Annotated in this window: 22 protein-coding genes, 1 tRNA gene, 1 other RNA gene and 1 pseudogene; 9 read left to right on the top strand and 16 right to left on the bottom strand. The window is 66.0% G+C overall.

All coding sequences use genetic code 11. From position 1 onward, the window contains the following. Positions 1-90 precede the first annotated feature (90 nt). From ABIB29_RS19090 to ABIB29_RS19080, 3 genes are all read right to left on the bottom strand, one after another. Positions 91-300, bottom strand: a complete 210-nt coding sequence (locus ABIB29_RS19090; RefSeq protein ID WP_354174505.1) for a hypothetical protein — start codon at positions 298-300, stop codon at positions 91-93. 78 nt (positions 301-378) lie between these two features. Next, the gene (locus ABIB29_RS19085) at positions 379-1,875 is read right to left on the bottom strand and encodes a glyceraldehyde-3-phosphate dehydrogenase (RefSeq protein ID WP_354174504.1); all 1,497 of its coding nucleotides are present in this window, start codon (positions 1,873-1,875) and stop codon (positions 379-381) included. A 345-nt stretch (positions 1,876-2,220) separates the two neighbouring features. After that, the gene (locus tag ABIB29_RS19080; RefSeq protein ID WP_354174502.1) at positions 2,221-2,859 is read right to left on the bottom strand and encodes an SRPBCC family protein; all 639 of its coding nucleotides are present in this window, start codon (positions 2,857-2,859) and stop codon (positions 2,221-2,223) included. A 187-nt stretch (positions 2,860-3,046) separates the two neighbouring features. Between ABIB29_RS19080 and ABIB29_RS19075 the strand changes: the two genes are divergently transcribed. Together ABIB29_RS19075 and ABIB29_RS19070 are read left to right on the top strand one after the other, a co-directional pair. Continuing rightward, complete coding sequence (locus ABIB29_RS19075; RefSeq protein ID WP_354174500.1) at positions 3,047-3,964, top strand: CPBP family glutamic-type intramembrane protease; 918 nt, start codon at positions 3,047-3,049, stop codon at positions 3,962-3,964. A gap of 53 nt (positions 3,965-4,017) precedes the next feature. Next, on the top strand, positions 4,018-4,845 hold the full coding sequence (locus ABIB29_RS19070) for a glycerophosphodiester phosphodiesterase (RefSeq protein ID WP_354174499.1): 828 nt from the start codon (positions 4,018-4,020) through the stop codon (positions 4,843-4,845). A 5-nt stretch (positions 4,846-4,850) separates the two neighbouring features. Here the strand turns inward: ABIB29_RS19070 and ABIB29_RS19065 are convergent, their stop codons facing one another. Both ABIB29_RS19065 and rnpB read right to left on the bottom strand, forming a co-directional pair. Next, positions 4,851-6,461 carry a GMC family oxidoreductase gene (locus tag ABIB29_RS19065; protein ID WP_354174498.1) on the bottom strand — a complete coding sequence of 537 codons (1,611 nt, stop codon included), beginning with the start codon at positions 6,459-6,461 and terminating at the stop codon, positions 4,851-4,853. Positions 6,462-6,624: 163 nt separating this feature from the next. After that, an RNA gene (gene rnpB / locus ABIB29_RS19060) (RNase P RNA component class A) lies at positions 6,625-7,018 on the bottom strand. A 72-nt stretch (positions 7,019-7,090) separates the two neighbouring features. Between rnpB and ABIB29_RS19055 the strand changes: the two genes are divergently transcribed. Next, positions 7,091-7,966: an alpha/beta hydrolase gene (locus ABIB29_RS19055; protein ID WP_354174497.1), complete on the top strand. Its 876-nt coding sequence runs from the start codon at positions 7,091-7,093 to the stop codon at positions 7,964-7,966. 89 nt (positions 7,967-8,055) lie between these two features. Then, on the top strand, positions 8,056-8,820 hold the full coding sequence (locus ABIB29_RS19050) for a YaaA family protein (protein WP_354174496.1): 765 nt from the start codon (positions 8,056-8,058) through the stop codon (positions 8,818-8,820). Here the strand turns inward: ABIB29_RS19050 and ABIB29_RS19045 are convergent. Then, positions 8,817-9,572 carry a zinc ribbon domain-containing protein gene (locus tag ABIB29_RS19045; RefSeq protein ID WP_354174495.1) on the bottom strand — a complete coding sequence of 252 codons (756 nt, stop codon included), beginning with the start codon at positions 9,570-9,572 and terminating at the stop codon, positions 8,817-8,819. The genes ABIB29_RS19050 and ABIB29_RS19045 overlap by 4 nt on opposite strands. 62 nt (positions 9,573-9,634) lie before the next feature. Next, positions 9,635-10,558: a Nif3-like dinuclear metal center hexameric protein gene (locus tag ABIB29_RS19040; protein ID WP_354174493.1), complete on the bottom strand. Its 924-nt coding sequence runs from the start codon at positions 10,556-10,558 to the stop codon at positions 9,635-9,637. Between the two features lie 79 nt (positions 10,559-10,637). Here ABIB29_RS19040 and msrA point away from each other — a divergent pair, with 79 nt between their 5' ends. From msrA to epsC, 3 genes are all read left to right on the top strand, one after another. After that, complete coding sequence (gene msrA / locus ABIB29_RS19035; protein ID WP_354174491.1) at positions 10,638-11,162, top strand: peptide-methionine (S)-S-oxide reductase MsrA; 525 nt, start codon at positions 10,638-10,640, stop codon at positions 11,160-11,162. Positions 11,163-11,230: 68 nt separating this feature from the next. Continuing rightward, entirely contained in the window at positions 11,231-12,166 is a 936-nt protein-coding gene (gene cysK / locus ABIB29_RS19030; protein ID WP_354174490.1) for a cysteine synthase A, read from the top strand. 37 nt (positions 12,167-12,203) lie between these two features. Continuing rightward, the gene (gene epsC / locus ABIB29_RS19025; protein ID WP_354174489.1) at positions 12,204-12,788 is read left to right on the top strand and encodes a serine O-acetyltransferase EpsC; all 585 of its coding nucleotides are present in this window, start codon (positions 12,204-12,206) and stop codon (positions 12,786-12,788) included. A 40-nt stretch (positions 12,789-12,828) separates the two neighbouring features. Here the strand turns inward: epsC and ABIB29_RS19020 are convergent, their stop codons facing one another. Further along, positions 12,829-13,662, bottom strand: coding sequence for an oxidoreductase (locus ABIB29_RS19020; protein ID WP_354174487.1), 834 nt, complete (start codon positions 13,660-13,662; stop codon positions 12,829-12,831). A gap of 125 nt (positions 13,663-13,787) precedes the next feature. Continuing rightward, complete coding sequence (gnd, locus tag ABIB29_RS19015; protein WP_354174485.1) at positions 13,788-15,224, bottom strand: NADP-dependent phosphogluconate dehydrogenase; 1,437 nt, start codon at positions 15,222-15,224, stop codon at positions 13,788-13,790. 239 nt (positions 15,225-15,463) lie between these two features. On the opposite strand from gnd, the gene ABIB29_RS19010 reads away from it, so the two are divergent. Continuing rightward, complete coding sequence (locus tag ABIB29_RS19010) at positions 15,464-16,192, top strand: FadR/GntR family transcriptional regulator (RefSeq protein ID WP_354174483.1); 729 nt, start codon at positions 15,464-15,466, stop codon at positions 16,190-16,192. On the opposite strand, the pseudogene ABIB29_RS19005 reads toward ABIB29_RS19010, so the two are convergent. The 3 genes and pseudogenes from ABIB29_RS19005 to ABIB29_RS18995 all read right to left on the bottom strand — a co-directional run. Then, positions 16,189-16,368, bottom strand: a pseudogene (locus ABIB29_RS19005) (L-idonate 5-dehydrogenase); the annotation flags it as partial. The gene ABIB29_RS19010 and the pseudogene ABIB29_RS19005 overlap by 4 nt on opposite strands. 367 nt (positions 16,369-16,735) lie before the next feature. Further along, the gene (locus ABIB29_RS19000) at positions 16,736-17,026 is read right to left on the bottom strand and encodes a hypothetical protein (RefSeq protein WP_354174482.1); all 291 of its coding nucleotides are present in this window, start codon (positions 17,024-17,026) and stop codon (positions 16,736-16,738) included. Between the two features lie 96 nt (positions 17,027-17,122). After that, positions 17,123-17,560, bottom strand: a complete 438-nt coding sequence (locus tag ABIB29_RS18995) for a MarR family winged helix-turn-helix transcriptional regulator (protein WP_354174480.1) — start codon at positions 17,558-17,560, stop codon at positions 17,123-17,125. A 201-nt stretch (positions 17,561-17,761) separates the two neighbouring features. Here ABIB29_RS18995 and ABIB29_RS18990 point away from each other — a divergent pair, with 201 nt between their 5' ends. Next, entirely contained in the window at positions 17,762-18,580 is an 819-nt protein-coding gene (locus tag ABIB29_RS18990; RefSeq protein WP_354174478.1) for a bacteriorhodopsin-like, read from the top strand. A 149-nt stretch (positions 18,581-18,729) separates the two neighbouring features. Here the strand turns inward: ABIB29_RS18990 and ABIB29_RS18985 are convergent. The 4 genes from ABIB29_RS18985 to ABIB29_RS18970 all read right to left on the bottom strand — a co-directional run bounded on the left by ABIB29_RS18985 (position 18,730) and on the right by ABIB29_RS18970 (position 20,772). Then, positions 18,730-18,805 (bottom strand) — tRNA-Val (locus tag ABIB29_RS18985). Between the two features lie 110 nt (positions 18,806-18,915). Next, positions 18,916-19,809, bottom strand: a complete 894-nt coding sequence (locus ABIB29_RS18980; protein ID WP_502915658.1) for an NAD-dependent protein deacetylase — start codon at positions 19,807-19,809, stop codon at positions 18,916-18,918. A gap of 31 nt (positions 19,810-19,840) precedes the next feature. Further along, complete coding sequence (locus ABIB29_RS18975; RefSeq protein WP_502915657.1) at positions 19,841-20,359, bottom strand: peroxiredoxin; 519 nt, start codon at positions 20,357-20,359, stop codon at positions 19,841-19,843. After that, the gene (locus tag ABIB29_RS18970; RefSeq protein WP_354174475.1) at positions 20,356-20,772 is read right to left on the bottom strand and encodes a DUF3052 domain-containing protein; all 417 of its coding nucleotides are present in this window, start codon (positions 20,770-20,772) and stop codon (positions 20,356-20,358) included. The genes ABIB29_RS18975 and ABIB29_RS18970 overlap by 4 nt, the downstream gene beginning before the upstream one ends. Positions 20,773-21,292: the final 520 nt, after the last annotated feature.

Raw genomic sequence — 21,292 nt, 5'->3', positions numbered from 1 at the left:
GGTGCGGAGCAAATTCTTTGCACCCCTGAAGCCTAGGCCCGGCCTCCCGCCCTGGAGGCGTTGTCCACAGTGTGGAGGACAGGTGCCCGGCTAGTTCTCCCGGGTCACGCGTACCAGGTCTTCGTTGGCGAGGGCCATGAGGGATTCGAGTTGCCGGACCCTTGCCTCCTCGACCTCACCGGCCGCGTGTTTGGCGCGGGCATCGTCGAGGAGCCGTTTGGCTTCCTTGACGTTCCGCCGCGCGACGTCCAGGGCGTGTTCCAAGGTGGTTTCGTGCTCCACAGCCGAGTTCTGTTCCATTGCACCATTGTGGTGCCGTTTCCCGGCCGATTCCAGAGGATCGGCCGGGAAACGTGGAACAGATTCAAGGAGATGGCGTCAGGCCGTGACCTCGACGGGCAGGCCGGCTGCCTCCAGGGTGGCTGCTGCGTCCTTGGCGGGGAACGACGGCGGGTTCACGCCGGCCATTTCCTCCATCACGCGGACCACCTGGCAGCTGTAGCCGAACTCGTTGTCGTACCAGACGTAGAGCACGAGGTTCTTGTCGTTGGAGATGGTGGCCAGGCCGTCGACGATCCCTGCGCGGCGCGAGCCGACGAAGTCCGTGGAGACAACCTCGGGCGAATCGATGTAGTCGACCTGCTTACGCAGTTCCGAGTGCAGCGACATTTCCCGCAGGTAATCGTTGACCTCGTCCTTGGTGGTGCCGTTCTCCAGGCTCAGGTTCAGGATGGCCAAGGACACGTCCGGAGTGGGGACGCGGATGGAGCTGCCGGTGAGCTTGCCCAGCAGCTCCGGCAGGGCCTTGGCCACGGCCTTGGCGGCACCGGTCTCGGTGATGACCATATTCAGCGCGGCGGAACGGCCGCGGCGATCGCCCTTGTGGAAGTTGTCAATCAGATTCTGGTCGTTGGTGAAGGAGTGGACCGTCTCGACGTGCCCGTGCACCACGCCGTAGCGGTCGTTGATCGCCTTGAGCACCGGGGTGATGGCGTTGGTGGTGCAGGAGGCGGCGGAGACGATCTTGTCCGAGTCGGTGATGGTGCCGTGGTTGATGCCGTGCACGATGTTTTTCAGGTCGCCCTTGCCCGGGGCGGTGAGCAGCACCCGGGATGCTCCCTTGCTCTTCAGGTGCTGGGACAGGCCCTCGGCGTCGCGCCAGCGTCCCGTGTTATCGACGACGAGGGCGTCGTGGATGCCGTAGGCCGTGTAGTCGACCGTCGCGGGGTTGTCCGAGTAGATGACCTGGACCTGGACGCCGTTGGCGGTGATGGTGTCGTTCTCGAGGTCCACCTTGATGGTGCCTTCGAACGAGCCGTGGACCGAGTCGCGGCGCAGCAGGCTGGCGCGCTTCGCGAGGTCGTTGTCGGAACCGCGGCGGACCACGATGGCGCGCAGCCGCAGGCCATGCCCGCCGCCGGCCTTTTCGATCAGGAGGCGGGCCAGGAGCCGGCCAATGCGTCCGAAGCCGTAGAGGATGACGTCGGTGCTGGTGCGGTCGTCGCCGCCGCGCTTGCCAACAACCTCCGCGAGTTCCCTGCGCAGGAACTCATCCAGGGTGGCACCGTTGCCCTCGACGCGGTACTTCTCGGTGAGACGGGCAATGTCGATGGCCGCGGCGCCAAGCTCAAGTTTGGTCAGGGCATCCAGCAGCGGGGCGGTCTCTTCGAGCCGCAGTTCTTCCTTGCTCATCCGGCGGGCGAAGCGGTGTGCCTTGAGGATGTTCATGGTGGACTTGTTGATCAGGCTGCGGCCGTGGATGGACGTGACCACGTTGTTCTCACGGTACAGCCGGCCGATCACCGGGATCATGGCCTCGGCGAGCGCCTCACGGCCCATCCACGTATCAAGACAAGAATCTGATGTCTGGCTCACAGAAATACCTTCCTAGAATCCACCACATACGGCGTCGTATGCGGAAGTCGGCTGCCGGAGGGTGTCCGGAACCTCGGCGCCGGCGGGGATTCGGTCCACCCCGGGCGCCTGTGTCGAGCAAAGAAAAGCCGCCGGCTGCGAACGCAGACCCGGCGGCAGAACTTCTACGTTCACCAACCATTCTAGCGGCGGCCCGGCAGGGTCCGGTCCCCGGTTACGCGTGAAATGACTCACACACGCGTCAGTAGAGAAAAGCGCAGCAACGCCGTGGCAACCGGCGCGCACGGGGTCACGGTCAAGCTCGACGCCGACACCGTGGATGGGCGGAAACGCCTGCCTGTGCCCTTAAACGTCTCCCTCGGCCCGGCTCCTGATCCCGTGGAGCATCCGCAGGGACATGACGAAGCTGGCAACTTCCACGGTCTCGACCAGGAACCGGGCCCACCACTGCCGATAGGAGTACCGCTCACGGACAACGAGGCGCGTGGTTCCGTCCGGCTTCGGCTGGAGGACGAAGGCCCAGGTGAAGTCGAAGGGGCCCGGTGCTGGACTGGGGGGAATGCGCAGGACAAGCGTCCTTTCCGGTTCAAGTAGCCCCACCTCAAGGTTCGAGGAGTCCGTGGGTGCCAGATACACCGGGTCCCCCACTTTGATGTCCTGCCACTCAGGGTGGATCCGGTCCGCGCTGTGGATGTCCAGGCCGGCGAGGTTCTCCAGGGCATCGTAGCTGTAGAGCCCGCCCCGGCGCTGGCCCATCTGCGCCAGCCAGGGCCACACCTTTTCAGCCGGAACATGGATCGTAATCGACCGTGTTGCCTGCAGGCCAGCGTGAGTGATGAAGTGGTCCCCCGGCAGACGTCCGCCCAGCTCCTCGGGGGTGGAACCCCAACGGAGCTGGAGGCGCCGGAACGCGAATCCGCAGGCCACAACGCAAGTGAGCGCTGCGGGGGCACAGAGACGGCTCAGGTTTCGTGCTGGCATCATCTACCCGAGTCTCGCAGCCCCGGGGTTGACTTGTCATGGGCCGGAGGCCCCGGTTTCCCGGGCGATTTGTCGAAAGGGAAAGCTTCGGCCGCGAATCATCGGCGCACCGGTCGGGTTCCCTGCCAAATGCTCTATCAACATGGACCCATCAGGGCCATGCTGACTTCGGGGCGAAAGGGCGGTCCTGATGAAAATCATGGGTATTCAAGGCTGGCGCGCGTGGATGTGGACTTCATGGCTCGTGGCGGCGATGTTGTCCTTGGCTTTCCTTGACCTGGCGGTTTACGGGATTGTCGTCCCGGTCTCGGCACTCCTGCTGGCTGTTCTGGCCGGCCCGGTGGCCTGGCGGCGTCGGAGCGTCGATAAGTTGGATCTGGCAGTGGTGGCAGCGCTGTACATCATCGTCGTCGCGCTGTTCCGCGTAGCCTTCACCGTGGTCACCGCCACCAACGTTCTCGGCCTTTTCCTTTGCTTTGGTGCGGGCCTGGTCCTGGGGGTCGCGGGGCCGGTTTTCTACACGGTTAAGCGGGGGCGCCCGCTGTCCGATCTGGGCCTGTGGTGGGGGAACCGGAAGCAGGCGACAGCGCTGGGACTCATTCTGGCTTCCATCCAGTTTGCAATAACGCTCGTCGGCTACCCCCTGCCGGCACCTGTTGAATGGGTCCCTTTGCTCGTTATGTCTTTGACCGTAGGCGCCTTCGAGACCGTGTTTTTCCGTGGCTTCGTCCAAATTCGCCTCAGCGCGAGTTTCGGTCAGGCTCCCGGCATAGCACTCGCGGCCGGCCTGTACGCGGCCTACCAAGTCGGTTACGGGATGGGCGGTGAAGGACTGGTTTTCCTGTTTGGGCTTGGCGTGGTCTATGCGGTCGCGTTCGCCATGGTCCGCAGTGTCCTGGTGCTGTGGCCGCTGCTGACACCACTGGGCTCGTTCTTTAACAACCTCAACAGCGGAGACATCGAGCTGCCGTGGGAGGCCATCCTGGGATTCGCCGACGTCCTGGGCCTCATGGTCGCCGCAGTCTGGCTTGGCCACCGGCGGCTGCAGCGCAAGAGGCCGCAGCGAGCAGCCACCCCACCTCGAGGAAAGGGGCAGATGCCCCGGTAGCGCGGCCCACAGTGGACACGCCCAGGCGTCCGGGGGCCAGCTACGCTGGGGCGATGATGAAGATTGGGGCTCTCCTGCTAAGCGTCCTCCTGTGTACCGGCTGCGCCGCTGCGGCACCGCCGGCGGCGACTGACCCGGCGTCGTCCAGTCCGCCGTCGTCCAGTCCGGCGTCAGCTGCGACAAAAGCAGCATTCACCCTGGTGGCACACCGCGGCGGGGCGCTGGTCTACCCCGAGTCCTCCGCGGAAGCCTTCGAGGCCGTGAGCAAGACGGCGTTCCCGATCGAAACGGATCTGCGGCAACTCCGGGACGGGACGCTGGTGCCGCTGCACGACGACGACGCCGGGCGGACCATGCCCGGCCTCAGCGGCCATCCCGCCGGCATCACCCTGGAACAGTGGGCAGGGGCCCGCATCAGGCACCCGCTGGGCGGCGCCGAGGGCACGCCGACAACGTGGGACGCCATGTTGGATTCCTACGGCGGGCGGAACGTCCTGGTCCCCGAGCTGAAGGACCCCGCCATCGACCCGGTTGCCTTCGCGGAGACCATCCTGAAGCGCGGCATCCAGGACACGGTGGTGGTGCAGACGTTCAGCTTTCCCGCTGCCCAGGCGCTGGCGCGGTCCGGGCTGCAGGTGCTGTATCTCCTGCGGGACGGGGAGGAACCTGATCCGGCGTCGATCAGCTCCAACGGCATCGGCCACGTCGGCCCGCACAAGGGCGTCACCGCAGGCTACCTGCGAAAGCTGAAAGACTCCGGGCTGACCGTGTGGCCGTACACCGTCAACGACGAAGCAACCGCGGCGAGGCTACGCGCGGAAGGCGCTGATGGAGTCTTCACCGACACCCCGTGGGAGCTCGCGAAGCAGCTGGGTCTGTAGCCCCGCTAACGCGCGTCCGCCAGGATCATATCGACGGCCTTTTCCGCGATCATGATGGTGGGCGCCTGTGTGTTGGCACTGATAAGGCGGGGCATGATCGAGGAGTCCACGACGCGCAGTCCCTCGAGTCCGTGGACCTGCAGCCGGGGCGAGACCACGGACTCATCGGTGGTTCCCATGGAGCAGGTGCCGACCGGGTGGTAGGAGGTCCGCCCGAAGGAGCGCACGAATTTCACGTACTCGTCGCGGGTTTCCACCCGGCTGCCGTCGCCGATGTGCTCCGCCTTGGTGAGCGCCGCCATGGACGACTGCTCCATGATCCCGCGGCTCTGCTGCACCCCGGCGATGGCCATTTCAAGGTCGTAGTCGTCGGCGAGATAATTCGGATCGATGAGCGGTGCTTTGCTGGGGTCTGAGGACACCGGGCGGACGGTTCCACGGCTCCGCGGCCGCAGGAAATACGAGTTCAACGTGGCCCCGAATCCGGGCTTCAACGCCGTGGCCCCCGTCCCCACGCGCGCGGCGGGCAGGAAATGGAACTGCAGGTCAGGAGTCTTTTCCTCCTTGTTCGCGTAACTGAAACCGCCGGCCTCCACCAGGGTTGACGCGAACGGTCCCGAACGGAAGGCAAGGTACTCGACGCCGGCCAGGACTGTGGCCGGGCGAACCTGGTTCAGCCGGTCCAGGCTGTGGTAATCCGTGAGTTCGTAGACGATGTCGACGTCACAGTGGTCCTGCAGGTTCTTGCCGACGCCCGGCAGGGCGTGGACGGTCTCGATGCCGGCAGCGTCGAGATCCGCCGGGTCACCGATGCCCGATAGCTGGAGCAGCTTCGGCGAACCGAAGGCGCCGGCCGAGACAATCACCTCGCGGGTGGCGCTGTACGTCCGCACGCTGCCGCCTTCGAACGCCTGGATTCCGACGGCCCTGCCGTTGCTGATGATCACTTTGGAGACGGTGACGTTGGCGCGGACGGTGAGGTTCCGCCGCTTGCGCGCGGGCCGTAGGTAGGCGACGGCCGCACTGCACCGGCGGCCATTCTTCGTAGTGGTCTGGTAGAAGCCAACGCCGTACTGCTCGGCGCCGTTAAAGTCGCTGTTATAGGGCAGCCCGAACTCCTGGCCCGCCTTGACGAAGGCCGCCGAGAGCTTGTGCGGACGCAGCAGGTCGGAGACTCCGAGCGGCCCGTCGGTACCGTGGTGCGGCGCCGAGAGCCTGCTGTTGGACTCCGAACGGACAAAGTACTTGTTCACCTCGTCAGCGGACCAGCCCTCGCAGCCATAGTCCGTGACCCAGCTGTCATAGTCCTCGGCCACGCCGCGGGTGAAGACCTGGGAGTTGATGGACCCCCCGCCGCCGAGCACGCGACCCTGGGCAAGCGGGATGCACCGGCCATTGCTGTGCTTCTGCGGAACGCTCGCATAGTCCCATTGGTACGGCCCGCCTTTGAGCTTCGGAAAGCCGGCCGGGACATGAATGAACGGGTGGCGGTCGGATCTGCCCGCCTCGAGCAATAGGACGCGGACGGAGGGGTCTTCGCTGAGCCTGCCAGCAAGGACGCTGCCGCCGCTGCCGCCCCCGGCAATCACGTAGTCGTATGTTGCCTCGTCCGACACTCTGACCCCCTAAGCTGTTCCCTGATAGCACCGTTGCTTGAGACGCTCCCTGCAGTCTCTGGTCCCGCCGGGACTATGTCAAGCATTTGGGTCAGCCCGTACCCGCGCGGGCAGACGGCCCTCAGCAGCGGAAACGATGGCGGGGGATCCCCCGCGGTGTGAATGGATGGGTTGACCGATACGCCGGGTTCTGTGTTCCCGCGCCGTTGCCAGCGCGGGAGTAGCGGCCATCCATCTACGAACGCCGTTGCCGACGCCCTCCAGCAGCCTACCCGGACACTCGGGCGAGCAGCCCTCAAACGTGCCCTGTCTGGCCTTGCTCCGGGTGGGGTTTACCTAGCCTTCCCGGTCGCCCGGGAAGCTGGTGGTCTCTTACACCACCGTTTCACCCTTACCTGACCTGCGGCCCGTGCACGCACGTGCCGCACGCAGGCGGTCTGTTCTCTGTGGCACTGGCCTGCGGGTTACCCCGAGTGGGCGTTACCCACCACCCTGCCCTGCGGAGCCCGGACGTTCCTCGAGCCACTTGCGTGACGCGCGGCCGCCTGGTCAACCCATCCGCTGTCCATTCTACGGTCAGGGCGGACCCGTCCGGGGACACCTCCGGCCGTGACGCTTATGATCGGGGAATGGAGGATTCCGTCCTGGGCCGGCGCCGGCTGCTTGAGCTGGCAGGAATCGGGCTGGGCGCCTCAGCGCTCACAGCGTGCACGGAGGGCCTCACCCCCGTGGAGAAGAGTTCTCCCGCCGCGACGGTACCGCCGGCCGCCGCCCCGTTGACAGTCACTACCAGCACCGGCTCCTTCGTCTCGGCCTTCCGCCCCGGAGTCGCCACCCACTGGTCAGTGGCCGGGCCCGGGTTGACGCCCGGCGGGGCGCATCCTTTACGTCCCGTGGCGGTCTTCCTTCACGGTCTGGGCGGGAGCCACGCCGTCCTGATGGAGGACCTGGCGGCCCACGAGGCCCTCCAACGGCACCTCGACGCCGGCGGCGCGCCGTTTACCCTCGCGGCTGTGGACGGCGGGGACACCTGGTGGCATCGGCGCGCCGACGGCAGCGACACCCAGTCCATGCTGGTGCAGGAATTCGTTCCGTTCCTCGGCGGGCTGGGCTGCGACCTCGGCCGGATCGGCCTCTTCGGCCTCTCCATGGGAGGTTTCGGCTCGCTCCTGCTCGCGTCCCAGGGCCGGTTGCCCGGGGTCCGGGCCGTGGCGGCCATGAGCCCGGCGGTCTGGGAGGACTACGACCCGCGCCGGGAAGACGCTTTCGACGGCCCGGAAGATTTCGCGGCCCATGACGTGTTCGCGCTGAGGCCCAGCCTCGCGGCGCTGCCCAAGCGGATCGACTGCGGCACCGGGGACGACCTCGCCGCCACGGTCCGGAACTACCGAGCGGAACTCCCGGGCACCGTCGAAGGAGGCTTCCAGCCCGGCGGTCACGACGGCAGCTACTGGCGTTCCATCCTGCCCGAGGTGTTGTCCTTCCTCGGCCGCAACCTCGGCTGAGGAGCGGGCCTTCGGGCCGGGACTGCGCGGTTCCGGCAGCGGGCCGCGGCGGTATCATTCCGGCGACGGGCCGCCGCTAGGATTGGACGGTGCTGATTCTGCTGCCGCCCTCTGAAGGCAAGACCCCCGCCATAACGGGCGACGCCGTCGACTGGACTACCCTGAGTTTCCCCGGACTGAACTCCTACCGGGCCAAGGTCCTGGAGGGGCTCGGAACGGTCAGCGCCCACGAGGACGCCCTCGCGCTGCTGGGCGTCGGCGCCTCGCTGCGGGCCGACGTCGAACGCAACACGAGGCTGCACGCCGAACCGGCGGCGCCCGCCCACCAAGTCTACTCCGGGGTGCTGTACGACGCGCTGGACTACAACTCGCTCACGCCCACGCAGCGGAGGAAGGCGGACGAGTGTGTGCTGGTCATTTCCGCGCTCTGGGGTGCCATCAGGTTCGGCGACCGGGTGCCCGCCTACCGGCTGTCGATGGGGACCGCACTGCCCGACGTCGGACGCCTGGCGTCCTTTTGGAAGCCGCAACTCAGTGAGGCCCTCGCGGCCGCCACGGAAGGCGAACTGCTGGTGGACTGCCGCTCCAGCACCTACGCCGCCGCGTGGGCTCCCCCGCCGGCACAGACCGTCGCCGTCAACGTGTTCACCGAGGTCAACGGCGTACGCAAAGTGGTCAGCCACTTCGCGAAGCACACCCGGGGCGAGGTCGCCCGGCACCTGCTGACCCGCCGGGGCAAGGCGCCGCAGACTCCCGCCCAGCTGAGACAAGCGGCTGCCGAAAAGTGGAGCGTCGAACTGGTTGAGGGCACGGCCCGGAAGCCGCACGCCCTCAACCTGATCCTGCCTGACTAGCTCGCGGGCGGGTGGTTAGCCCACTCGGCGGAGCGGACCAGGATGCAGCCGGAATCCGGGCAGAACACCACATCGTCCTCGGCCGCCGCCTTGATTTCGGCGAGGTCACCGGGGCTTAGCTGCATGCCCGACCCCTCGGACGTTCCGTGGAAGAGGCGGGCCGCACCGACACCGCGCTTGGCCAAAGTCTTCTCGTAGATCGCCAGCAGGCCTGCGTCCAGTCCCTCGGCGAACTCGGCACGCTTGCCGCGCACCACGGTGGCCTCAGCGGCGATCTCGGCGAGCTGCTCGTCCAGCTCGGCGCGGATGGAGCCGAAGGAGCCCTGGATGTCGTCGACAATCTGCTGCTGGCCGGCCTGGCGCAGGCGGAGCGAGTCCAGCCGCTCCAGGACTTCCAGCTCAACGTCTTCAAGGTCGGAGCGGCGCTTGTTCAGGGACACCAGGTCGCGCTGCAGGGCCACGAGGTCCTTGGAAAGGCCGGTGCCGCTGTTGAGCTTGGCTTCGTCGCGTTCAATCCGGGAGGCCACCTGCTCCACGTCCGCCTCGGCCCGCCTGAGCTCGAGTTCGGCGTCGTGGACCGCCATCTTCGCCGCGCCCAGTTCGCCGCCGGCCACGCTGAGGGCTGCTTCAAGATCGGTGATCCGGGAGTCGCTTTCAAGGCTTCGGCGGCGGTTTGACAGGGATTTGAGCTTGGCATCAAGTCCCTGCAATTCGAGCAACTTCAACTGTTCCGCCGGTGCTGCCTTGGCCACTATTTACCTCCGCTTGTTCCCTGCCGGCTGGAGCCGGGCACCTATTCGGCGCTCCCTAGACTCTAGTCCCCGCCCGGAGTCAGAATGAAGTCCCACGGATCGCTGTTGGTGGTGCTGACCCGGATCTCGACGTCGTGCCCCTGGTCACTCAGCACGTTGCCCAGCGCTTCCGCCGCCGGCGGCAGCCACAGCCACTCGCTGGCGAAGTGGGAGACGTCGATCAGGTACGGCCGGTCGTCGACGGCCGCCTCCCGGGCTTCCGACGCCGGATGGTGCCGCAAATCCGCTGTCAGGTAGACGTCGGCGTTGCTCGCCCGGACCTCCCCGAAGAGGGAATCCCCGGCGCCGCCGCAGACCGCCACGCGGCGGACCAGCCCGTCCCGGTCCCCGGATACGCGCACCCCGCCGGCGACCGAGGGCAGGATGCCGAAGACGCGGGCGGCAAAATCGCCCAGGGTCATGACGTCCTCCAGGTCTCCGACCCGCCCGATGCCTTCTTCCGGCAGTCCGTTCACGGCCGGGGTCAGCGGGGCCACGTTCTGCAGGCCCAGCGCGTCGGCCAGGACATCGGAGACGCCGCCGACGGCGGAATCACCGTTGGTGTGCACCGTCAGCAGCCCGGTCCCGGACTCAATCAGGCGGTGCACGGCACGGCCCTTGGCGGTGTTCGCTGCGACCGAGGTGACGCCCTTGAGCAGCAGCGGATGGTGGGTGATGAGCAGTTCGGCGCCGAAGTCGATGGCCTCCTCGATCACCTCAAGGGTGGGATCGACGGCGAAGAGGATCCTGCTCACCCCGGCGGAGGGGTGGCCGGCCACGAGTCCCACTTCGTCCCAGTCTTCCGCGAGCGATTCGGGCCAGAGCTCCTCGACGGCCAGCAGGATCATGCCCAGGGTGGGGACCTCGGGCGTGTGGCCGGGACCGTTGCCGGAGTCGTCGTTTCCTTCGGACGGGCCGGCTGAAACGTCGGTGTTTACAGGTTCCATACCCCCATTTTTACCCTATTGGCCGGCCTCCCCCGCAGCCGCCGGGAATCATCGGGGCCCTTCGACCATTGAAGAGAGCATGAGAACTTTTGTCCTCGGCGGAGGCTGCTTCTGGTGCCTCGACGCCGTCTACCAGAAAACCAAGGGTGTCAGTGCGGTCGTTTCGGGCTACACCGGAGGCCATGACCGAAACCCCGACTACTACGCCGTCTGCTCCGGAACCACCGGCCATGCCGAGGTGGTGGCGGTGTCGTTCGATGATGAGGTCGTCCCCGCGGAGGTCATCCTTGACATGTTCTTCGCCCTCCACGACCCCACCACGCTCAACCGCCAGGGCTACGACGTCGGAACCCAGTACCGCTCCTCGATGTTCTATGAGACGACCGATGAGAAGATCCTCTTCGAGGACGCCATCGAACGGAACCAGTCGCTCTGGGCGCATCCGATCGTCACGGAGGTCAGCCGGCTGCCGGTGTTCCACCGGGCGGAGGAAATCCACCAGGACTACTACGGCAAGTTCCCGGAGCAGGGCTACTGTCAGGTGATCATCAATCCGAAGCTGGCCAAGGCCAGGAAATATTACTCTGCATGGCTTAATGCTTAGCGAGGGCCTGCGGGCCCTCGTTAGGCTGACCTCAGCATTCCCTCTTCAACAGACAGGCGCAGACACCCATGGCACGGATCTATGACGATGTTACCCAGCTGGTCGGCGGCACCCCGCTGGTCCGGCTTAACCGGCTGACTGAAGGCCTTGACGCCACCGTGGCAGTCAAGCTGGAGTTCTACAACCCGGCCAACAGCGTCAAGGACCGCATCGGTGTCGCGATCGTCGACGCCGCGGAGAAGTCCGGTGCCCTTAGGCCCGGCGGCACCATCGTCGAAGGCACGTCCGGCAACACCGGCATCGCCCTGGCCATGGTCGGCGCGGCCCGCGGCTACAAGGTCATCCTGACCATGCCGGAGACCATGTCCACCGAACGCCGTGTCATGCTGCGCGCCTACGGGGCCGAGATTGTGCTCACTCCCGGTTCCGAGGGCATGCGGGGTGCCGTGGAGAAGGCCCAGGAGATCGTCGCCAACACGGAGAACTCGATCTGGGCCCAGCAGTTCGCCAACGAGGCCAACCCCGAGGTCCACCGCCAGACCACGGCAGAGGAAGTCTGGTCCGACACCGACGGCAAGGTCGATATCTTCGTCGCCGGCGTCGGCACCGGCGGAACCGTCACCGGCGTCGGTCAGGTGCTCAAGGAGCGCAAGCCGGAGGTGCAGATCATCGCCGTCGAGCCGAAGGACTCCGCCATCCTCAACGGCGGAGCTCCGGGCCCGCACAAAATCCAGGGCCTCGGCGCCAACTTCATCCCGGAGATCCTGGACACCAACGTCTATGACGAGGTCATCGACGCCACCCTCGAGGACTCGGTCCGCGTTGCCCGCGAACTCGGCGTCAAGGAAGGCATCCTCGGCGGCATCTCCTCCGGCGCGATCGTCTGGGCGGCCCTGGAACTCGCCAAACGCCCGGAGAACGCCGGTAAACTGATTGTTGCTATTGTCTGCGACTTCGGTGAGCGTTACATCTCCACCGTGTTGTACGACGACATCCGCGGCTGAGTCCAACCCTGTCCCAAGACTTCGTAGAAAGGTCTTTGTGAGCTTTTTCGCAAGACTGAAGGAAGACCTCGACGCCGCCCGGTCCCACGACCCGGCGGCTCGAGGTTCTTTCGAGAACTTCTTTGCCTACTCCGGCCTGCACGCGATCTGGGCGCACCGCCTGACGCACCGGCTGTGGCAGAACCCTGCGCTGCGCTTCCCGGCCCGGCTGATATCCCAGCTGGCCAGGTTCTGCACCGGGATCGAAATCCACCCCGGAGCCACGATCGGCCGCCGCTTTTTCATCGACCATGGCATGGGCGTCGTCATCGGCGAGACCGCCGAAATCGGCGAGGACGTCATGATCTACCACGGCGTGACCCTCGGCGGCCGCTCCCTGGCCAAGGTCAAGCGCCATCCCACCCTTGAGGACCGCGTCGTGATCGGCGCCGGCGCCAAGATCCTGGGCCCCATCACCATCGGCCGGGACAGCGCCGTGGGCGCCAACGCCGTGGTGGTCAAGGACGCCCCCGCAGAATCGATCCTCACGGGCGTGCCGGCCACGTGGCGCCACCGGGACGCACAGCGGGAAACCAAGCCCGCCGTCGACCCGGCCGAATACGTCATCGATTACCACATCTGACCGGCGCTCCCCGTGGCCCGCACCGGCCTCCCGGATGAGCTTAAGCGGGAAACCGTTTGTAGAGGTTCCAGATCACGACGTCGAAGGCCCGGTCCGGCAGCAGCCGCCGCAGCAGCAGGATGGCCCGGGCGCCCTTGCCCACCGGATAGCGCGTCTTCGGCTTCGGGGACGTTGCGGCGTGCACGATCGCGTCGGCAATGACGCCCGGGGGTGTGGACATGCTCGAACCCACGGTGGACGCCAGCGCCGCGGCCACCACCTTGGCCTGGTCCATGTAGGGCCCGCGTCCGGACGTGGCCAGCAGGCTGTCGCCGGAGATGGCGCCCCACTCCGATTCGGTTCCCGACGGCTCGATAATGGACACGTCGATGCCGTGGGGCTTGAGTTCGATCCGCAGGGAATCGCTCAGGCCCTCGACGGCGAACTTTGTGGCGTGGTACCAGGCCCCCAGCGGCTCGTACATCTGTCCGCCGATCGAGGACACGTTGATGATCCTCCCCCGCCCGGCGGCCCGCATTCCAGGAAGCACCAGCTGGGTCATCCGCGCCAGCCCGAAGAGGTTGACGTCGAACTGCCGCCGCCCCTCGTCCAGTTCCACTTCCTCCAGCGAACCGTAGGAACCGTAGCCGGCGTTGTTCACCAGGACGTCGACCCGGCCGTGGGCGGCCAACACCTGTTCGACGGCGGCGGTCATGGATTCCTCGCTGGTGACGTCCAGCGCCACGACTGTCACCCCGTGGGCCGTCAGCGGCTCCATCTTCTCGACGCGCCGGGCGCCGGCGTAGACGGTGAACCCGCGGGCCGCGAGCTTCCAGGCGGTCTCGTAACCGATTCCGGTGGAGGCACCGGTGACAAGTGCTACGGGCTGGGTCATCTGCTGCACTCCTGGGACGCTGGCGGGACGGTTGGCCGGACCGGAGCCGGGACGGATCCCGGGAAACGCGAACGGCCGGTGCTCCCAGAGTAACGGGAGCACCGGCCGCCGGCGTCAGTTGCGGACTAGTGGGTGTCCACTGCCTCGATTTCAGACTTGTCCTCGCCCCAGAGGGTGTGGAAGGTTCCCTCGGCGTCGACACGGCCGTAGGTGTGCGCGCCGAAGAGGTCGCGCTGGCCCTGGATCACGGCGGCCGGGAGGCGCTTGCGGCGCAGGCCGTCGTAGTAGGCCAGCGAGGAGGAGAACACCGGCACCGGGATGCCGAGCTGGACCGCGGTCGAGACCACACGGCGCCAGGCCGGGAGGACGTCGGCGATCGCTTTGGTGAACGCCGGGGCGAACAGCAGGTTGGCCGGCTTCTCCGCCGCGGCGTAGGCCTTGGTGATCTCCTTGAGCAGTTCGGCGCGGATGATGCAGCCGCCGCGCCACAGGGAGGCGATCTCGTCGAGCTTCAGGTCCCAGCCGTATTCCTTCGCGGCCGAGGTGAGCATGTCCAGCCCCTGGGCGTAGGAGACCAGCTTGGAGGCGTAGAGCGCCTGGCGGACATCCTCCACGAAACTCTCCGGGATCTCGACGTCGGCTTCCGCACCGGCGAGCAGTTCCTGGGCCAGCTTGCGCTGTTCCGTCTGGGAGGACAGCGCCCGGGCGAAGACCGACTCGGCGATGCCCGACGTCGGGGAGCCCAGCTCGAGGGCGGAGATGACCGTCCAGCGGCCGGTGCCCTTCTGGCCGGCGGCGTCCACGACGACGTCGACGAACGGCTTGCCGGTCTTCGCGTCCACGTGGCCGAGGACCTCGGCGGAGATTTCGATCAGGAAGGAGGCGAGGTCGCCCTTGTTCCACTCTTCGAAGATCCTGGACTGCTCGGCCGGTTCGATCCCCGCGCCGGAGCGCAGCAGGTCGAAGGCTTCGCCGATGACCTGCATGTCGGCGTATTCGATGCCGTTGTGGACCATTTTGACGAAGTGGCCGGCGCCGTCGGTGCCGATCCAGGCGCAGCAGGGCTTGCCGTCGACGTGGGCGGCGATCTTTTCCAGCAGCGGACCCAGGGCATCGTAGGATTCCTTCGAGCCGCCGGGCATGATCGAAGGGCCGTTCAGGGCGCCTTCCTCTCCGCCGGAGACGCCGATGCCGACGAAGTGCAGGTCCTTCTTGGCCAGCGCGGCTTCGCGGCGGCGGGTGTCCTCATAGTGGGAGTTGCCGGCGTCGATGATGATGTCGCCCGGTTCCAGGAGCGGCTCGAGCTGCTCGATCACGGAGTCGACCGGCTTGCCGGCCTTGACCATGATCAGCACGCGGCGGGGCTTCTCCAGTGAGTCGACGAGCTCCTGCAGGGTCTCCGTGCGGACAAAGTCGCCGTCGTGGCCATGCTTGGCCAGCAGGGCGTCGGTCTTCTCGACGGACCGGTTGTGCAGGGCAACGGTGAAGCCGTTCCGGGCCAGGTTGCGGGCGAGGTTGGCCCCCATCACCGCAAGGCCGGTGACACCGATGTGTGCTGACATCAAAACTCCAAATCATTTCTGTGCAACTAGTGCAGTTCGTCCCGCGCGGAAGGCGGGACTGTCTTCTTGGGATCAGTGGCTGTCAATAAACCATATGTATTTCCGCCGGTTGCTGGAAAGCAGTGCCCACGTGGCGGAATATGGCGCGTCACAAACAGTCTATGATTTCCGGCGTCCTTTGTGCCTGTCCGGACCGGACCGGAGGCTGGATCCGCGTCCGCCCCACTATGCTTACGACTATGTCAACCAGCCTCCACCACCGCGCGATTGAGCACCTCGGCACCCGCATCGTCGCGGGCGAGCTCCCGGCCGGCCACATCATGCTGGCCGAGCACCTCGAAGACGAACTCAAAGTGTCCCGTTCGGTGGTCCGCGAGGCGGTGCGTGTGCTTCAGTCGCTCGGACTGGTCGAGACGACCAAGCGGGTCGGCATCCGGGTACTGCCGGCCAACCGCTGGAACCCCTTCGACCCCCAGGTGATCCGCTGGCGCCTCGCCGGCGAGGGGCGCGGCGCGCAGCTGCGCTCCCTCGCGGAGTTGCGCACCGCCGTCGAACCCGTGGCCGCCGAACTGGCCGCCGCGAACGCTCCGGAGGAGATCCGCCGGGAACTCGTGGAGGTGTCGCATGCTATGCGCGACGCCGGCCAGGCCGGGGACGTGCCGCGGTTCCTGGAGCTCGATATCCACTTCCACTCCCTGCTGCTCACCGGCTCCGGGAACGAAATGTTCGCCAACATGGTGGGCCAGGTGGCTGAGACGCTGACCGGCCGCACGGTGCACGGCCTGATGCCGGACCACCCCCGCGAGACGGCGCTGCGGTGGCACGTGGACGTGGCAGAGGCGATTGCCGCCGGAAACCCGGTAGCAGCCCGCGAGGCCTCGGACCGGATCATGCGGGAGACCATCGCGGAGATGGAACCTGAGTGGAAGGACCAGCCCAGGGTGTTTGTCCCGGTCCAGCGTTTCTAGGACCACTGGCCCGGCCTGAAGTCCAGCAGCACCCTGCCGGAAACGGCCGCGTTCCGGGCCATCTCGAAGGCCTCCAGCCCCTGGTCCAGCGGGAACGTGTGGGTGACCACCGGGTCCACGAAGAGTGGCCCGTCCGCGAGGGCGGCCACGACCTCACCGATTTCGTCGTTGAAGCGCCGACCGAGGCAGACTCCGCCATGATCCGCCCAACCGCGTTTCGCCTGCCAGAGACAAAACGTGAGGCGGGAACAACTTTCTCCCGCCACGGCGCGACAGCGACGCTAAACCGCTAGGTCGCAGGCAGTGGCAGGTACGGAATGTGTCGGGCCAGGCCAACACCCGGCCCTGCCGTCCGCTAGCCGCTGGCTACTCCATCGAATAGGCATTTTGCCGCTCAGAATCGCCGACGTGTGTTTCGCATTTCCAAATATTCACGGTATATTCATACCAAGCCTTCCACCGCGGCATCCCCCAATAGTCGCGGTGGAAGGCTTTTCCAATGTCCCGGCACATGCGGCACGTGGTGCCGGAGTTGCGCAGCGTCTACGCCACGTCCGCAATGGCCTCCCGGAGCCGCCAGCCGCCGCCCAGACCGTCACGGATGATCTCCATTGTGGTGAGGGCGGAACCGGAATTGCGGCCCAGTCTCGCCTGGACCTGCCAGACCTCGACGTCAACGCGGCTCAGTCCCTTGGGCATCCGCCGCTCCGCTTCCCACCAGCTCACCCGCTCGAACCAGCGGACCGGCTCCGCGCCGATAATCCATTCGCGGCCGCCGCGGACCACCGCTTGGGGCCTGCCATCGGGGCCCGATTTCACCGTGACGTATTCCATGCCAACCACGGTAGGGCCGGGCTACGACAGTTTTGCTAACAGGGTGCGGCCTCAATACCCGGCCGGCCGGCGACCGTGCCCCGGCGGGTCCAGGCACTACGGCCCCGTGCGCCGCGCTACCTCTTCGGCCACGGTCAGGAGGGCCGCTTCGAACGCCGCCAGCTCCTGGGTCGTGAGGGCCGTGGTGGATGCAGCGATCATTCCGTTGAACTCGGTGTGGATGTCTGCCATCACCGTGTGCCCGTCGGGCGTCAGCTCGAGGTACAGGCTCCGGCGGTCGTGGGGATGAGCCAGCCGTGCAAGCCACCCCAGGTTCACCAGCCGGGTTGAGATGGCCGTGATTGCACCGGTGGTGAGCTCCATGTGTTCCGCGAGTTGCTTGGGGGTGACGTTGGCGTGCTCGGCAATCCAGAAAATGGCGCGGAGTTCACTGGGTGAGAGGCCGTGGTCCGTGGCGATCTTTTCACGGTTGCGCTCGAGAGCCCGTACGAATCTGGTGGCTGCGTAGGGAAAGCCAGTGAGGGCGTGCGTCATGCGTGGTTCCTCCACTGTGCTGCCCCTCCCGACTGGCCCTTCCGATCAGGGTTCGGTTACCTCGACTGTAAAAAGTCTAGTGCAGTCTGAGCCAAGAACTTGATGAATCATCTAGTAACTTACTCACTAAGTCAAATATAATGTAAGTCCGTCTAGGTTCATCGAAAACCCGGCTCGGACACCGCAACCATGGAGGATCCGTTGATTACTGACTCTCTTACACAGGGCCAATACGATACCGTTTACAACTTTCTGTCGCTGGTCATAGCCTCACAGCTGTTTACGGCGCTGTTTCTGCTGATCGCACTGCCGCGAATCCTGCCGCGTTACCGGCAGGCGATCACGGTGGCAATCATCGTCTGCGGCATCGCCGCCTACCACTACTTCAGGATCTTCGACTCCTTCCGGGCGTCGTTCGTGACTGACGCTGTGGGCGGCAGGGGTGACTACACGCAGGCAGTCGGCCAATCGTTCAACGAGGGATACCGCTACGTCGACTGGCTGCTGACCGTGCCGCTGCTGCTGTTTGAACTCATTGCTGTTCTTGCGCTTGCACGATCGGTACAGAAACGCCTCATCAGGCAACTCATCCCAGCTGCCGCGCTCATGATCATCCTTGGCTACCCCGGCGAAATCAGCGGCGACAACAGCATCCGCGCAATCTTCGGACTGCTCTCGACCATCCCCTTCGTGTACATCCTGTACGTGCTGTTTGTGCAGCTCACCAAGTCGCTGGGCAAGCAGCCCGCCTCGGTGCGCGGCAGCCTCAGCGCGCTGCGCTTCCTGCTCCTCGCGAGTTGGCTTGTGTACCCGATCGCGTATCTGCTCCCGTTGCTCAACATCGAGGGCTCGGATGCGTGGGTGCTCAAGCAGGTCGGTTACTCGGTCGCTGACATCGTAGCGAAGGCGGTCTACGGACTCATCATCTTCCACGTTGCCCGCGTGAAGTCGTATGAGGATGACCCGGAGTTCGCACTGATCGAGATGTCGAAGGAGGACGCCGCGGCAATTAACAAATAACCCGGCGTCACGTTGGCGTCCCGCTATCCAGGGTGGGGCGCCGTCGTTCTGTTCCGGAGGTGAGGAAGTGGCGTGCGGCCAAGACGGGCCGCACGACAAACAAAACCCCGCCGGACGGGCCTTCCGGCCTGTCGCAACGGGGTATTTGGTGGTGGGTCCTACCGGGATCGAACCGATGACATCCACGGTGTAAACGTGGCGCTCTACCAGCTGAGCTAAAGACCCAAACCGCTGTTTCAGCGCTTCCGCGCTTCAACCAACGAACAGTTACTGTACCGGATAAACCCGGCGAAGCGCCAATCGCCTCCGGGCGGACCGGCAGCGGGGGGAGCCGCTTAGAGCGGCGGAAGTTCGGCGGCGAGCCAGGTGAGTGCTTCGCTGACGCCGGCGTCAAGCTTGATGGTGGCGAGTTCGTCTCCGCGGGTCTGGCCCCGGTTGATGATCACAACGGGCTTTCCGTGCTTGGCCGCGTGCCGGGCGAACCGCAGGCCGCTCATCACCGTCAGCGAGGAGCCAGCCACCAGAAGGGCACCCGCCTCATCCACCATGGCGTACGAGCGTTCCACCCGGTCTTTGGGGACGTTCTCGCCGAAGTAGACGAAATCGGGTTTGAGCGTGCCGCCGCAGGCCGGGCAATGGGCCACGACAAAGTTCTTAATCAGGTCCGCGTCCTCGACGGTGGCGTCGGCGTCCGGAGCCATCTCGACCGCCCCGGCGGCAAGGGCCCGTTCCAGGAATCCGGGGTTGAGTTCGGCCAGTACCCCCGCCAGCAGGGTTCGGCTGTAGCGCCGGTGGCAGGCGAGGCAGAGCACCTGGTCGAAACGGCCGTGCAGGTCCACCACGTTGACGCTGCCGGCGTCCTCATGCAGCCTGTCCACGTTTTGGGTGATGAGTCCGGTCAGGAGTCCCCGGTGCTCCAGCAAGGCGACGGCGGCGTGGCCGTCATTGGGGTCGGCACGGCGCAGGTGTGACCAGCCGATGTGGTTGCGGGCCCAGTAGCGGCGCCGGTTGTCCGGCTCGCCGATGAATTCCTGGTAGGTCATGGGCGCCCGGGGCGCTGCGCCCGGCCCGCGATAGTCGGGGATGCCGGAATCAGTGCTCAGGCCGGCGCCGGTCAGCAGCGCGAAGCGCTCCCCTGCCAGAATGCCGTGGATTTCCTGGAGGACCTCGAGCTCGTCACGGGCCGGCTCCGCGGCAGGAACCGGGGGCAGGCTGGCAAAGCCAGTCATGCCGACCCCGGGCCGCCGCGTCCTCACTGTGTCAGTCCCCTGCGAGTCCAGCGAGGGCGGCGCGGTATCCGGCGAAGTCCCGGGCCTGGCCGCGGGGGTTCACCACCACGTACCGCACGGTCCCGCTCGCGTCGATGATGAAAGTTCCGCGCTTCGCCATGCCGCTTCCGGGGTCGAACACTCCGTACTGCTCGGCGATGGCCCCATGCGGCCAGAAGTCGGCCAGCAGGTCGAAGGAGTAGCCTTCCTTCTCCGCGTAGGCCCGCTGGGCGAACTTGCTGTCCACTGAGATACCCAGCACGGCGGCGTCGGCTCCCTCGAAGAGCGCCAGGTTGTCCCGGATTTCGCACAGTTCCCCCGTGCAGATGCCGGAGAAGGCGAACGGGAAGAAGACGAGAACGACGTTGCGTCCCCGGTGTTCCGAAAGCCTCACGGGTTCGCCGTACTGGTTCAGCAGCTCGAAGTCCGGGGCTGCCTCGCCGACGGCGGGCACGGCCCGCTCTTCAACTGCCTGGTCCGCGATGGTGCGAACCGCTCCGGCTGGGGTCACTTGTTCTTCCGCGTGACCCGGGTGGCGCTCCAGTCCTTGGAGACGCCGGCGGAGGTGGTGTAGTGCAGTCCTGCGGTGGGTGCGGCATCCTGGATGTCCGCTGGTGATACGTAACCCACCCGGCCGGACTTGGGGGTCAGCACCCAGATGACGCCGCCCTCAGCCAGGGTGGTCAGCGAGTCGACCAGGGTGTCAACGAGGTCGCCGTCGCCGGACCGCCACCAAAGTATGACGGAGTCAACTACCTCGTGGTCGTCCTCATCGAAGAGTTCCGAACCGGTGAGATCTTCGATGTCGTCCCGCAAATCGAAGTCGACGTCGTCGTCATAACCGAATTCCTGAATCAGGTCCCCGGTTTTGAAACCCAGTTTTTCCGCCACATTTACCGAAGTGGCGGCGTCGGCCTCGCTCACGTGTTGCTCCTATGCTTGGGGTTTTCAATAGCTCTAGTGATTTCCATTACTCCAAGCCAACACCCTTTGCGCCTGCGCTTCAAGCTGTTGGCCCCGCGATCCGCCATATTCTGCGTCACACACGGCATTCCGGGCACCGCCGGGCGGCACGTCGTCACACAACCAGTATGCGGGTCAAATACGACTGGGCCCCCATGCGACAGCTACGCATCCCCGAGCGGTCAGAGCTAGAGTGGCTGATGACGACTACGCCTGTGAGGGCGGACGCCCCGCTGACGAAGGCGGGCATAGTTGTGATTGGACCTTGCCCGGCGCACATGACCGGGCAGTTGTAACCGATACGTCGCACACGTCGCGTTCACGCCAGGCAGATACCCTGCCGGAGCTGAGGGCGCCGATGCATGCGCTCAAAGAGAGGTTGGACGTGGCTGCAGGAGAAGAGACCTCCCATATCCTCAGCGGGTTGACTAACCAGCTGCCTGATCGTGATCCGGAAGAGACCGCCGAGTGGCTGGAGTCC

Source organism: Arthrobacter sp. UYEF36 (assembly GCF_040547025.1).
In the GTDB taxonomy this organism is placed as follows: Bacteria; Actinomycetota; Actinomycetes; order Actinomycetales; family Micrococcaceae; genus Arthrobacter.
This window is presented reverse-complemented; position numbering and strand designations above follow the sequence as displayed.

What these genes read in the sequence shown, in the direction of transcription:
- gnd (WP_354174485.1), bottom strand. Translation starts at nt 15,224, where the DNA reads ATGTCAGCACACATCGGTGTCACCGGCCTTGCGGTGATGGGGGCCAAC.
- ABIB29_RS19055 (WP_354174497.1), top strand. Translation starts at nt 7,091, where the DNA reads ATGGAGGATTCCGTCCTGGGCCGGCGCCGGCTGCTTGAGCTGGCAGGA.
- msrA (WP_354174491.1), top strand. Translation starts at nt 10,638, where the DNA reads ATGAGAACTTTTGTCCTCGGCGGAGGCTGCTTCTGGTGCCTCGACGCC.
- ABIB29_RS18980 (WP_502915658.1), bottom strand. Translation starts at nt 19,809, where the DNA reads ATGACTGGCTTTGCCAGCCTGCCCCCGGTTCCTGCCGCGGAGCCGGCC.
- ABIB29_RS19080 (WP_354174502.1), bottom strand. Translation starts at nt 2,859, where the DNA reads ATGATGCCAGCACGAAACCTGAGCCGTCTCTGTGCCCCCGCAGCGCTC.
- ABIB29_RS19000 (WP_354174482.1), bottom strand. Translation starts at nt 17,026, where the DNA reads ATGGAATACGTCACGGTGAAATCGGGCCCCGATGGCAGGCCCCAAGCG.
- cysK (WP_354174490.1), top strand. Translation starts at nt 11,231, where the DNA reads ATGGCACGGATCTATGACGATGTTACCCAGCTGGTCGGCGGCACCCCG.
- ABIB29_RS19090 (WP_354174505.1), bottom strand. Translation starts at nt 300, where the DNA reads ATGGAACAGAACTCGGCTGTGGAGCACGAAACCACCTTGGAACACGCC.
- ABIB29_RS19020 (WP_354174487.1), bottom strand. Translation starts at nt 13,662, where the DNA reads ATGACCCAGCCCGTAGCACTTGTCACCGGTGCCTCCACCGGAATCGGT.
- ABIB29_RS19040 (WP_354174493.1), bottom strand. Translation starts at nt 10,558, where the DNA reads ATGGAACCTGTAAACACCGACGTTTCAGCCGGCCCGTCCGAAGGAAAC.
- ABIB29_RS19070 (WP_354174499.1), top strand. Translation starts at nt 4,018, where the DNA reads ATGATGAAGATTGGGGCTCTCCTGCTAAGCGTCCTCCTGTGTACCGGC.
- ABIB29_RS18995 (WP_354174480.1), bottom strand. Translation starts at nt 17,560, where the DNA reads ATGACGCACGCCCTCACTGGCTTTCCCTACGCAGCCACCAGATTCGTA.
- ABIB29_RS19075 (WP_354174500.1), top strand. Translation starts at nt 3,047, where the DNA reads ATGAAAATCATGGGTATTCAAGGCTGGCGCGCGTGGATGTGGACTTCA.
- ABIB29_RS19010 (WP_354174483.1), top strand. Translation starts at nt 15,464, where the DNA reads ATGTCAACCAGCCTCCACCACCGCGCGATTGAGCACCTCGGCACCCGC.